Below are 12,695 nucleotides of genomic sequence, written 5' to 3'. Positions count from 1 at the left end.
CGGGTCAGCAGGCTGGGACGAGTTCCCGGCATCGGCGCAGGGCGGCCAGGGCGAGCGGCGCGTCGCGGCCTGCGATACCGGCCTCCAACTCGGCGACCGCTCCCGCCGCCCGGGCCGGGTCATCCGCCGTGGCGGCCGCCTCGGCCAGCACCAGCACCGCCTCGGCGGCCCACGGCAGGATGCCCTTGCCGCGTACCAGTGACAGCGCCTCCGTCGCGTGCCGCACCGCCTCGTCCGGCCGCCCGGCCACTGTCAGCCGGGCCAGCGCCGAGAGCGCCTGCACCAGCGGCCAGATCGCGCCGACCCGCCGAGCGTCGGCCACCACCTCACGCAGCGCCCGTTCGGCCGTCTCCATTTCGTCGGCGTCGACGGCGGTACGGGCCCGCACGCTCGCCAGCTCGACCCGCGCGTCGAGCAGGATCACCGGCATCCGCTCGGCGGTCACGACCAGCCGGGCGAGCCGCTCGGCCAGCCCGTCGAGCCGTCCGGCAGCCCGGTCCAGCGACAACTCGGTGACCTCCACCAGGGTCGTCAGCCGCTCGTACCCGGTCTCGTCGACAAGCGCCCGACCCGCCGCCAGCAGCGCCTCGGCCTGCTCCGGATGGCCGGCGTGCAACGCGCCCTGCGCCCAGTTCAGGCAGGCTCGGGCATGCTCTCGCGGCCGGTCGGCCAACTCGGCGGACGCCCGCAGCTCCGCGATGATCACCCAGGCGGCCGGGTCGCCCAGCTCCAGCAGCAGCGAGGCGCGGGCGATGCGGACCGCGAGGTGCGCCCCCGGATCCCCGCTGGCCGCCGCGGCGGCCTCCGCCTCCGCACAGCGGGCCAGGTGGTCGTCGACGTGCCGGCCGACGACGGTGTCCGGGGCCGCCAGCACCGCGAGCGCCGGGGCCTTCCGGCGTGGTGCGCGCAGGTACGGCACGGCGCGTTCGATCTCGGTGTACCCGCGTAGCGCCTCGCCCTGCTGGCGCAGCATCCGCCCGAGCACCAGACCCAGCTCGCCGCGGGCTCCGGGCGGCAGCCGTCGGTCGGCGAGCAGCCGTTCCAGCACCGGTATCGCTTCGGCCTGGCTGAGCCCGTCGATGGCCGACCGGCCCAGCTTGGCGGCGAGCCGCACCCGTACCGGTCGGGGCAGCTCGGCGACGTCCATGGTCTGGAGCAGGAAGCTGGCGGCGGTCGCGTCGTCGCCACGTTCGGTGGCCAGGTCGGCGGCCGCTTCGGCGTTGCGGACGAAGTCCGCGCCGCTGCCCGCCCGGCGGTAGTGGTGCGCGAGTTGGGCGACCGGCCGGGGCAGCTCCTGCTCCAGCACCCGTGCGACGCGCAGGTGCAGCCACTCCCGGGTCTCCCGGGGCACCAGGTCGTACACCACCTGTCGGGCCAGGTCGTGGCGGAATCGCCTGCCGTCTCCGGCGTCGTGCAGCAGGCCGGCCCGATGGGCCGCGGTCAGTGCCGTGTCGACCGCCATCCGGTCCAGGCTGAGCACCGAGGCGAGGATGCGCTGGTCCGGTGCCAGCCCCAGCACGGCGGCGGCCCCGAGCACCTCCCGGGTGGCCTCGTCGAGCGCACGCAGCCGCCAGAGCAGCACGTCCCGCAGGACGAACGGGACGCTGTCGTCTGCCAACGGGTCGCCGCCCCGCTCCGCGAGCGTCCGCAGCACCTCCTCGACGACGAACGGGATGCCGGCGGTGCGGTCGAGCAGGGTGGCGACCAACTGCTGCGGCGGGTCGTCGAGCCGCAGGGTCCGGGCGGCGAGCCGGCGTACGTCAGTGGCGTCCAGCGGGCCGAGCGCGACGCGCGTGACGCTCCACGGTGGAGTCCGCGCCAGCGCGTCGTGGATCGGCGTGCTGCCGCCCGGCGTCACCGTGCGGGTGGTCAGCACGACCGCCAGCCCGTCGACCGGGTGCGTGCTCAGGTAGCCGAGGAACTCGCAGGTCGCCGGGTCGGCCCAGTGCAGGTCCTCGAGGAGCAGCGTGACGGGGCTCAACGCGGCCAGCACCGCGCCGAGGGCCCGCAGCAGCCGGTGCCGCTCGGCTGCCGGGTCGGTCAGCGGGGGTGGCGGATCGGGCAGGGCGTCGGCCAGTTCGGGCAGCAGCGGCGCGAGGGCGCCGGCCACCGGACTGAGCGCGCCGAGCCGGTCGGCGCTGCCCCGGATCGCGTCGAGCAGGACGCCGAGCGGGAAGGGCTCCGGCACGTCGTCGCACTCGCCGACCAGGTGGTGCCCGGGAAGGTCGGCGAGCAACTCGGTGACCAGCCGGCTCTTGCCGATCCCGGGCTCACCCTCCACCAGGATCAGGCACGGCGGTGCTTCGACGAGCCGGCGCAGCCGGGCCAACTCCGCCGTTCGTCCGACGAACTCGACGGGTCCGCGCAGACGTTCGGGGCGGACGGGAGTTGGGTCCCCGCCGCCCCGCGTCGTGTGCTCGTTGCCGTCGATCACCGTGGGGCCGAGCAGATCACCCCCACCGGTGTGGACGGCCGGCCGGCGGACCGACGGTGACCTGGGTCACACGCCGGTCCGTCGGCCGGTTGCCACCGTCAGGACTGGACGGTGACCGGCACGGTCTTCAGCGAGCCGTCACCGTTGCGGAACTCAAGCACTCCGAGGTAGCGCTGACCCGGGGCGAGGCCGAACCAGCGCACTGTCAGGTTCGCCGTCGCACCCGGCCGCACGCTGCGCTGCTTCGGGTCGATGGTGAACCGGCCGGTCGAGGTGCCCGGCGCGCCCGGCAGGTAGCTGGTGATGGTGTACGCGTTCGCACCCGACGGAATGTTCTCGGTGAACTCCTGCTCGACGACGACGATGTAGTCCCCGGCACCGTCCGGCAACGTCACCTTGGCGCCGTCCCGACCGCTGGCCGTGGCGGTGACGAACTTCCCGTCCTTGTCGTAGACGTTGAGGCTGAACTCGGTGCACTCCATCACCCCCTCCTCGTCGTCCCAGTCGATGTGGGAGCAGGTGGGCCGCTCGGACGTCACCTGGACGAGCGGGCTACGGGTGCCGGCCGGCACGTGCAGGGTGGTCCGGCTGATGGACGCGGGCAGTGGCACCGGCAGGTTGTTCGACGTGCTCCAGTCCCAGCTCGGCCCGTCGCCCGTCAGGGTGGCCACGCTGCTGGTGCCCGAGGTCAGGCCGGAGAGCTGGGAGATCAGTTGACCCTGGTAGCCGACCTCGGCGGCGATCCGGACGCTGCCGAAGGTGCCCTTGCCGGTGATCGCGTCGGGTGCGACAAGCCCGGAGTTGTGCACGACCAGCGGGCTGCGTACCTCGTGCCTGAACTGGTCGCGCCAGGTCAGCGAGCCGTCGGCCCAGGTGTCGAACGCGCCGCCGGTGTTGGTGACCTCCACGGTGAAGCGGGCGCTCCGGCCCGCAGGGATCTGCATCTTCTTCGGGGTGACCTTGACCTGGTAGCCCGGCGGGGCCTGCACCGACGACGTGTAGGTGCTGGTCTTGTCGCTGACGTTGGTGACCGTGCGGGTCACTGTCTGCTTGCCCACCATCCGGCCCAGCGAGATCGACGGGTAGTTGAGCTGGGCCGTGTCGATCGCACCGATGGTGTCGCAGCCGTCCAGGTCGGAGAGCCCGTAGTCACTGCCGCGATCGGCGGACACCCCGCACAGGTACTGGATCCAGTCCTGCTGGTTGGAGTCGTAGACCAGGCCCGGGTCGAAGGCGCTGCCCGGCTTCACCTGGCCGGCGCCGTAGTTGAGCGGGGTGGCGTCGTACGTGCCGATCTTGATCGGGTTGCCCTTGTCGGTCTTGTCCACGGCGCTCGTCATGAGCGCCGAGCGGACCGCCGCCGGCGACCAGTCGGGGTGCTTGGCCAGCAGGAGGGCGGCGATACCGGCGATGTGCGGCGCGGCCATCGAGGTGCCCGACTCCAGGGCGAAGTCGTTCCCGCCGATGGACGGGGAGAACGCCGCGACGATGTCCTGACCGGGCGCGCTGATGTCCGGCTTGAGCAGCTCGCCGGCGTTCAGGTTGGACGGACCGGCCGAGGAGAACGCGGCGACCGCGGGCGCCTCGACGGTCTCCATCGCGCTCGGCGAGATGGTGGCCGTGGCGTTGCCCTTGGCGACGTACGCGGTGACCGTGGCCAGGTCGACCTCGTTGATGTGCACGGTCGGCACGGTCTGCACGTCGGCGTTGAGGGAGTTCAGCTCCTCGTTGTACAGCACCATGCCGACGCCACCGGCCCGTGCCACCTCGATGCTCTTGTCGGTACGCGGGATCTCGCCGCGCAGGCAGAGCACGATCGCGCCCTTTACCTTGGCCGGGTCCAACGTGTCGTCGGCGCAGAGGCCCGCACCGTACGCGCCGTCCGGGTCGATGGCGCTGTCCTTCGCGAAGACCAGCGGGGCCGGCCCGACGCCGGTCTCGCCCATGCCCACACCGGCGATGGTGGTGCCGTCGCCGAGGGTGAGCTTGCGGGTGTTCTGCCGGTCGGTGGTGCTCGCGGCCACCGTGGTCAACCACGGCGTCGAGTTGTCGACGGTGTTGGCGAACGGACCGGAGTTGCCGGCGGCCGCGGCGACGAACACGCCGGCGGCGGCGGCGTTGAAGAACGTCGCGTCGACCGCCCCGAACCGCTCGGTGTCGTCACCGATCGAGTAGTTGATCACGTCGACACCGTCGGCGACCGCGTCGTCGATGGCGTGCACGATGTCGATGTCGGTACCGGTCGCGCCGCCGGCGCCGTTGTCGTACAGCGCCTTGTAGATCGCCAGCCGCGCGGCCGGCGCCATCCCGGAGATCATGCCCAGGTCCTGCGTGCCCGACGTCGCCCGTACGCCGTGGAGGCCGGCAGCGGTGCTGGCCGTGTGGGTGCCGTGGCCGTTGCGGTCACGCGGCGAGGAGTAGTCGTCCGGGAACGCGTCGGCGATGCCGCTGTCGTTGTACCAGCGGGCGCCGATCACCTTGTTGTTGCAGGTGACAGGGGCCTCGATGCCGACGTCGCAGGTGCCCTTCCACTTGGCGTCGATGACGGCCTGGTCCGGGCGGGGGCTGGGCAGCGGCGCGAAGCTCGCGCTCTCCGGCCAGTAGCCGCTGTCGATGATCCCGACGATGACACCCTCGCCCGCGTGGGGGTCCCCACCGAACTCCTTGTCCCACACCCCGCCCTTGCCGGTCAGGCCCAGGTAGTCGGGCGTGTGCGAGGTGGCCGCGTGCACCTTCTGGCTCTCGTAGACCGCCCGCACGCCGCGGGTGGCGCGCAGCCGGGCGGCCTGCGGCCCGGTCAGGTCGGCGGCGAAGCCGTTGAACGCGGTCTCCATCGTGACGCGGGTACGGTCGGCCGGCACACCGACGCGGTCCAGCACGGACGTGCGCTGCTGGCGCAGGTGGTCGCGGTACGCCCTGGCGCTGCCCGACGTGCGGTTCAGCTTGGCGCCGTCGGCCGGCTTGGTCGCCGCGATCCCGGGAACCCCGCCGGTGTACGTGGCGAGCGGCTCCTCGTCGAGCTGCACAAGGTAGCGGGCGGTCGGTCCACTGCTGGTCGGCGCGGCGGTGGCGCTGCCGGGCAGGCTGGTCAGGCCGGCCGCGGTCAGTGCCACGGCGGCCAGCATGCTGACCCCGCGCCTGGCCCGTCCGGTCCGATGTGTGTTCGGTTGTGGCACGTCGTTGCCTCCACGTTCGGTGCCGGCCGCCACGACTGATGACGGTGGCCGAAACCTAGGATCGCCACCGATCATCGAGAAGCACTCGTAACCTGGCTGTCATCTTGGAAACAAGCTCGTAACACAACGGGTACTTTGCGCGTCATTTACGCTGCCCGCTCGGGGGTGTCCATGCCATTTCGGCAGTTTTCGGTGCCGTCGATCGATTCGGCCTTCGCGGTCTTCGACGAGCAGGACTCCGGGTGCCTGTCCTACGGGGTCGAGGAGGCGGGCCGGCGTTGGTTCGTCAAGACGGCCGTCACGGCCGAGGGCAGAGCTTCCCTCGACCGGGCCTGCGTAGTGCACGCCGCAGTCCGCCATCCCGTGATCGTCCGTCCGGCGTGGACAGTTCACGGACCGGCCGGGCCAACGCTCGTCTACCCCTGGTGCGACGGCGACCCGCTGAACCACGCCACCGTGCACGGCGCAGACCGCAGCGGGCTCACCCGGTTCCAGCAACTGCCGGTGCCGCAGGTCGAGGCGGCCCTCGACGCGATCCTCGACGCCCATCTCGCCGTCAGCGCCGCCGGCCTGGTCGCGGTAGACCTCTACGACGGCTGCTTCCTGTACGACTTCTCCGCCGGCCGGATGCGGCTGATCGACCTGGACGAGTACCGGCCTGGGCCCTTCCTGCTCGACACCGAAAGGCTCCCCGGCTCGCGGCGCTACATGGCACCGGAGGAGTTCGTCCGTGGCGCGGTGATCGACGAGCGGACCACCGTGCACCTGCTCGGCCGCACCCTGCACCACCTGCTTGACGCACCCGAGGGCTGGCGGGGCAACGACGACAAGCGTCGCGTCGTGGACCAAGCGACAAGGGCTGCCCCTACCGCCCGTTACTCCGACGTGCCAGCGCTGGTCCGCGCATGGCGGCAGGCTGGTAGCGGCCCGGGATGCTCATGTCGTCGGTCCGCGGCACCCTGACCCTCACGCTGGTGGCCTGGTGGCCTGGTGGCCTGGTGGCCTGGTGGCCTGGTGGCCTGGTGGCCTGGTGGCCTGGTGGCCTGGTGGCGTGATTGTCCGCGGGCGGGAATGCGGCCCGCCGTCCGCCCAGCTCACGCCCAGCACCGGCCTGCGCCGTCGCACCAACATGGCGGCGTGGTGGCGCGGCGGCGCGCGGGGGCATCCAGGATCTCGGCCGTGGAGGGCGGAGCCGTCGCGTAGGAGACCGCCTGGATCCGGCTGCACGGCGACAGCGCGCTCAGCGCCGGCAGGTCGTATCTATGTTCGTCGGCGGTAGTGGTTGCGGCGGGGGATCTGGTCGGGGTCGAGCCAGGCGGGTGGGATGAATTCGGGGTGGCCGTCGCCTGCCAACCGCACTGTCCAGTCGTTGTGGTGGAGGTGTCGGTGGTGGTGGCCGCAGAGCAGGACCGCATTGTTGAGGCTGGTGTCGCCGCCGTCGGACCAGTGCCGGATGTGGTGGGCGTCGCACCAGCGCGGCGGGCGGTCGCAGCCGGGAAAGGCGCAGCCGCGGTCGCGCAGGACGAGAGCGCGGCGCAGCGGGCCGGTGACGAGTCGCCGTTGTCGTCCGACGTCGAGTGGTTGGCCTGTGCTGTTGAGGACGGTGGGGAGTATCGCGGCGTCGCAGGCGAGTCGGCGCACCGTTTCCGGGGTGAGGTGGAAGCCGGTGTCCAGGGCGCCTGAGCCGAGTTGCCTCGCGAGGGCGTCGAAGCTGGTGGTGATGACGATCTGCGCGGGGTCGCCGCCGTGGTCGGGTAGGTCGCCGGTGCGCAGGGTGAGGCGGCAGATGTCGGCCAGGGCGTCGTGGCGGCGTTGCCCGGGGGAGCGTTGGTCGTCGGGGCCGGAGGGTGCGCTGAGTGGGTCGATCGCCGCGCGGAGCAGGCCGGCGGTTTCGCTGTCGAGGATGCCGGTGAGTCGGAGGCGGCCGTCGCTCAGCTCGGAGAGGGTGACGTGGCGGTCGCGGGTGGCTCGGCGGGCCTCGGCTTCCAGTGCGGCCTGGGCGGCGGCGTCGGCGATGTCGGGGGCGACGTGGTCGAGGATGCGGGTGCCGAGTTTGCGTAGGAGGGTGGGGTCGAACTGGCCGGCCCAGTCGGTGAGCACACCGACGGCCTTGTCGGCTGCCTCCGCGCCGGCCGACGTGTGCACGGTGGCGACGGTGTCAGCGATGACCCGGGCCTGGTCCACTGTGATGTCCCCGTTTGCCAGAGCGGCGCGTACCCCGGGGTTGCCGGTGTCCAGGGCGGCGGCGAGGTCGACGAGCCGGCGGGCGGTGGGGACGGTGAGGCGGAGTCGCTCGCGCAGCCAGACCGCCGTGCTGGACGCGCCCTGAGCTTGGGCGGTGCCGCGACCGTCGATCTCGCGGACCAAGGCGAGTTTGACGGCGGCGAGGCGTTGCTCCAGGCGGTGCGCGGCGTCGAGTGCCGCGATCAGCTCATCGTCGGCGAGGGCCCAGGCGGCGTCGTCAACGCAGGCGGCGACCGCGTCGTCTGCCTGCGCCAACTCCTCGACCATGACCAGACACTAGAACAGGTGTACGACAATCTCAGTGACCAAGATCGATTGGTCGGCGGTGCCCCGCTGGCAACTGCCAAGGCCTCAGGCAGGCCGCATGCGTGCCATTTCGCGAAGTATCACGCGTGGCTTTCGGCCGCATGTCAGGCCGCGTCGGATCGGTTATGGCCCGGTGGTCCGGATGTCAGGCCGCGTCGGATCGGTTATGGCCCGGTGGTCCGGATGTCAGGCCGCGTCGGATCGTTCCTGGCCCGGTGGCCCGCATTCCAGGCCGCGCCGGATCGTTCCTTGCCCGGCGGCCCGGATGTCAGGCCGCGTCGGATCGAGCCGGCCGGCGCCCCGGCCGTCAAGCCGGTAGACCCGGTCCCGGCCTCGCCCGCCGGTCCGGGCCAATCGGCTCGAGCCTGGCCCGCGGCCCCTGGGTTTCCGCGTCCGGATCGGGCCGGTTCCGGCCGAGGGTAGGCCTCGTCGGGCCAGGCGTGCCTCGGCCGTCAGCCGCGCCGGATCAGGCCCGGGCCGGCGGCGATGTCGATGTCGCCGTCCGCCATCTCGTGGCCCGCGGCGCAGCGGAGCACCGCGCGGACCGGCTCGCCGCAGTCGTGGTGGGTGGCGACGATGGACGGGCCGGCGTCGTCGGCGGCCCAGGTGTCGCCCCAGTTGCGCAGGGCGGTGATGACGGGCAGGAGTTCGCGGCCCTTGCGGGTGAGCTGGTACTCGTGGCGGGTGCGCTGCCCCGGTTCCCGGTACGGGATTCGTTCGAGCAGGCCGGCGGCGACCATCTCCTTGAGTCGGGCGGCCATGGCGGGTTCGCCGACGCCGACGCGGCGGACGAAGTCGTCGAAGCGGCGCGTGCCGAGCAGGGCCTCGCGCATGATCAGGACCGTTGACCTGCTGCCCACGATGTCCATCGCGCGGGCCACCGAGCAGTTCTCACTCGACCAGGAGTCGCGGTCGTCCCGTAGGTCCTCCATGCCGTCAAGCGTACCTGACTTGCGTAAAAGCTAGCCAGGTGGTTCACTGGGCTGTCGCTGGCTTATGCAAACGCAAGTCAGCCCCGACCAGCATCGAGGACGCCAGTGACCACCGACACCACGGCCCCGACCGCATCCGCACCCGGACCGGCCATCGCCGGGTCCTTCCGCGGCTCCCGCCCGGTGACCCTGATCGCGATGTGCCTGGGCGCGATGATCACGTTCCTCCAGATCACCGCGACGGTCTCCGCGCTGACCACGATCCAGCAGGACCTGCGGGTCGACCCGACCACCCTGATCTGGGTACCCAGCGCCTACACGCTGATGGTGGCGAGCGTGGTGCTGTCCGCCGCCACCCTCGGCAACCGTTACGGGCGCAGGCGCATGTTCGGTGCCGGAGTCCTCGCGATGATCGTTGGTGCCGCCGTCGTGGCCGGTGCCCCGACCGTGGCCTGGGTGATCGTCGGGCAGTTGGTCGCCGGCCTCGGCGGAGCCCTGATCCTGCCGAACAGCCTGGCGATCCTCGGCGCCACCTTCACCGACCCGCACCGGCGTACCGAGGTCATCACCGCGTGGTCGGCGGCCTCCGGCATCGGGCTCGCGATCGGTCCGCTCATCGCCGGCGCGCTGCTCCAGCACTACCGGTGGCACAGCGTCTACCTGTCGACGATCGTGCTCGGCGTGATCACCCTCGTCGTCGCCGCCCTCGGGGTGGCCGAGTCCCGGCCGAGCGCTGCCCGACTCGACGTGCGGGGCCTGTTGCTGGGCACCGTCGCCATCGCCGCCGCCGTCTACGCGATGATCCAGGGTGGCAGGGACGGCTACGCCAGCCCGGTGGTGCTGGCAGCCTGGATCATCGCGCTTGTCGCACTTGTCGGGTTCGTGCTTGTCGAGCTGCGGGCCAGCGCGCCGATGCTCGACGTACGGCTGTTCCGGTCCGCGTCGTTCAGCGCTGTCATGGTGGTTGCCGCGGTGTCGCTGTTCGGCTTCACCGGCGTGGCGATCCTGCTTGTCCTCTTCCACGAACGTGCCCAGGCGCTCAGCCCGCTGGACACCGGCTGGCGGATGCTCGTGCTCTTCGGTGCCTACGTGCTCGCCGCCTTCGGGGCCGGGCGGGTGATCCGTCGTACCGGCTTCAAGGCGCCGATCGCCCTCGGCCTGGTCCTGGGTGCGGTGGCCAGCTTCGCCCTGGCGACCCAGGGCCCCACCGCGGCGTTCGGTAGTCGCTGGGCGCTGTTCGCGTTGTTCGGCGCCGCCAGCGCTCTGGTGGTGGCCCCGGCGACGGCGGCGGCCCTGGCCAGCGTTGCGCCCGCTCAGGCCGGCATGGCCGCCGGAGCGGTGAACGCCGCCCGCCAGGTCGGCTCCGTGCTCGGCTCGTCCCTGCTGGGCACGCTCCTGACCACCACGATGCTGGCTGACCTGCCTGACCGGCTGGCCGCGCACCAGGTCGGCGAACCCACCCGGGCCGCCGTGCAGGCAGCGGTGGCCGCCGGTGCCACCGGCGACCAACCACTGCCCGATCCGGTACGCGCGGCGCTGGCCGAGGCGCTGACCTCCGGCGTCCAGGCCGGATTGCGCATCAACGGCATCGTCTTCCTCCTCACCGCCGTGCTCACCCTCGCCCTCGTCCGCAACCGTCCGCACCAGCACTAGGGTTCGACCGCCCTTATGAAACACGCCCTGGCGGGCATCAGGAACCGATGGCGTCCAACTCCTCGATCGCGTCGGCCGGCAGCTTCAGGTCCGCCGCCGCGAGGTTCTCCCGCAGGTGTGCCAGCGTCGAGGTGCCGGGGATCAGGACGGTGGTGGGGGAGCGCTGGAGCAGCCAGGCGAGGGCGACCTGCTGCGGCGTGGCACCCACCCGGGCGGCCACGTCGTCGAGTGTGTCGGACTGCAACGGCGTGAAGCCGCCGAGCGGGAAGAACGCGGCGAACGCGATGTTCTCCGCCGCGCACCGGTCCACCAGTGCGTCGTCCTGCCGGTTGGCGACGTTGTAGAGGTTCTGCACGGTGACCACCGGGGCGATGGCCTGGGCCTCGGTGAGCTGGTCGAGCGTGACGTTGCTGAGCCCGAGGTGCCGGATCAGCCCCTCCTGCCGCAGTTCGGCGAGGGCGCCGAACTGCTCGGCGAGGGGATCGTCGCCGGTGCCCTCCGCCACACCGACGCGCAGGTTGACCACGTCGAGGACGTCCAGGCCGAGGTGCTGGAGGTTGTCCCGGACCTGGGCCTTCAGTTCGTCCGGCTCCAGGGCCGGGATCCAGGAGCGGTCGGCGCCGCGTCGCGCGCCGACCTTGGTGACCAGGTGCAGATCCTCGGGGTACGGGTGCAGCGCCTCGCGGATCAGCTCGTTCACCACGACCGGGCCGTAGAAGTCGCTCGTGTCGATGTGCCGGACACCCAGGTCGACGGCCTCGCGGAGCACGGCGAGCGCCTGCTCACGGTCGCGGGGCGGGCCGAAGACACCCGGGCCGGCCAACTGCATCGCCCCGTAGCCCATCCGGCTCAGGGTGAGGCCGTCAGCCAGGGTCAGGGATCCGCCGGGAAGGTTCTCGATCATGTCGTCCTCTATCCGTAATCACAGCGGGTATGCGTCTACTGTGCGCCGATGGGCGGCCGGCCAGCAGGGCGAGCTGTTCCTGGTAGTGACACAGCCAGTCACTGTGCCGCCGGGCGATCTACCGTCGGTGCCATGGACGCGACGAACCCGCTCGGCGACTTTCTGCGTGCCCGTCGGGAGCAGACCCGGCCCGAGGACGTCGGGCTCGGTCCGGGCGTGGGCCTGCGCCGGGTGCCGGGGCTGCGGCGCGAGGAGGTGGCGATGCTGGCCGGCATCAGCGCCGACTACTACCTGCGGTTGGAGCAGGGGCGCGAACGGCATCCCTCGGTGCAGGTCCTCGACGCTCTCGCCGGGGTGCTGCGGTTGGACCCGGAGGCGACCGCGTACCTGATCGGGCTGAGCCGGGCGCGGTCGCGCCGGGCGGTCCGACCGGCCGTCGAGCGGGTGCCGGCCAGCATCCTGCACCTGCTGCGGCAGCTCGACATGCCGGCCTTCGTGCAGAACCGCTACCTGGACATCCTGGCCTCCAACCCGATGGCGAGGGCCCTGTCGCCGAATCTCGCGCCGGGCGCGAACCGACTCCGCGCGGTGTTCCTGGACCCGGCCGAGCGGGAGCTGTTCCGCGACTGGCGGCAGGCGATGCAGAGCGTAGTGGCGCAGATGCGCGCCGACTCGGGCGGGGCCACCGACGACCCCCGGTTGACGGCGCTGGTGGGGGAGTTGTCCCTGAAGAGCGACTGTTTCCGCCAGTTGTGGGCGCGTCACGAGGTGCGTCGGCGGGAGGGTGTGGTCAGCCGACTGCGTCATCCGGAGGTGGGTGACCTCGACCTGTACTGCGACAAGCTCGCGGTCGCGGGCGCCGACGGGCAACTGCTGGTGATCTACCACGCCGAGCCGGGTACGGAGTCCGCACGGTCCCTGGCGCTGCTCGGCTCGATCGCCGCCAGCACCCGGGACGACACCCCGGACAGCCTCCGACCCGGTGACCCGGCCCGGCTCTACCCCCTGGAGTGAGGCGGGTTGGGCTTGACGCCTCTTGTTTGTGA

General features: G+C 72.1%; 8 protein-coding genes. 3 read left to right on the top strand and 5 right to left on the bottom strand.

Annotated elements, in window-relative coordinates; genetic code table 11:
• Positions 1-4: 4 nt before the first annotated feature.
• Positions 5-2,434 (bottom strand): AAA family ATPase, encoded by a 2,430-nt coding sequence (locus AB0F61_RS11300; protein WP_357807069.1) that lies wholly within the window; start codon positions 2,432-2,434, stop codon positions 5-7.
• A 98-nt stretch (positions 2,435-2,532) separates the two neighbouring features.
• Positions 2,533-5,547, bottom strand: coding sequence for a S8 family serine peptidase (locus tag AB0F61_RS11295; protein ID WP_357807066.1), 3,015 nt, complete (start codon positions 5,545-5,547; stop codon positions 2,533-2,535).
• 234 nt (positions 5,548-5,781) lie between these two features.
• On the opposite strand from AB0F61_RS11295, the gene AB0F61_RS11290 reads away from it, so the two are divergent.
• Positions 5,782-6,573 (top strand): serine/threonine protein kinase, encoded by a 792-nt coding sequence (locus AB0F61_RS11290; RefSeq protein ID WP_357807151.1) that lies wholly within the window; start codon positions 5,782-5,784, stop codon positions 6,571-6,573.
• Between the two features lie 297 nt (positions 6,574-6,870).
• Here AB0F61_RS11290 and AB0F61_RS11285 read toward each other — a convergent pair whose 3' ends face one another.
• Together AB0F61_RS11285 and AB0F61_RS11280 are read right to left on the bottom strand one after the other, a co-directional pair.
• Entirely contained in the window at positions 6,871-8,121 is a 1,251-nt protein-coding gene (locus AB0F61_RS11285; RefSeq protein ID WP_357807062.1) for a DUF222 domain-containing protein, read from the bottom strand.
• 491 nt (positions 8,122-8,612) lie between these two features.
• Entirely contained in the window at positions 8,613-9,092 is a 480-nt protein-coding gene (locus AB0F61_RS11280) for a helix-turn-helix domain-containing protein (RefSeq protein WP_357807059.1), read from the bottom strand.
• A 105-nt stretch (positions 9,093-9,197) separates the two neighbouring features.
• Between AB0F61_RS11280 and AB0F61_RS11275 the strand changes: the two genes are divergently transcribed.
• Positions 9,198-10,745 carry an MFS transporter gene (locus AB0F61_RS11275; protein ID WP_357807056.1) on the top strand — a complete coding sequence of 516 codons (1,548 nt, stop codon included), beginning with the start codon at positions 9,198-9,200 and terminating at the stop codon, positions 10,743-10,745.
• Positions 10,746-10,782: 37 nt separating this feature from the next.
• Here AB0F61_RS11275 and AB0F61_RS11270 read toward each other — a convergent pair whose 3' ends face one another.
• A complete protein-coding gene (locus AB0F61_RS11270; RefSeq protein WP_357807054.1) occupies positions 10,783-11,649 on the bottom strand; it encodes an oxidoreductase in 867 nt (288 codons plus the stop codon).
• A gap of 132 nt (positions 11,650-11,781) precedes the next feature.
• Here AB0F61_RS11270 and AB0F61_RS11265 point away from each other — a divergent pair, with 132 nt between their 5' ends.
• Positions 11,782-12,663, top strand: coding sequence for a helix-turn-helix transcriptional regulator (locus AB0F61_RS11265; RefSeq protein ID WP_357807051.1), 882 nt, complete (start codon positions 11,782-11,784; stop codon positions 12,661-12,663).
• Positions 12,664-12,695 lie beyond the last annotated feature (32 nt).

Source organism: Micromonospora sp. NPDC023888, from assembly GCF_040639415.1.
Taxonomy (GTDB): domain Bacteria; phylum Actinomycetota; class Actinomycetes; order Mycobacteriales; family Micromonosporaceae; genus Micromonospora.
The sequence above is the reverse complement of the archived record's forward strand: the minus strand, read 5'-3'. Positions and strand labels throughout refer to the sequence as shown.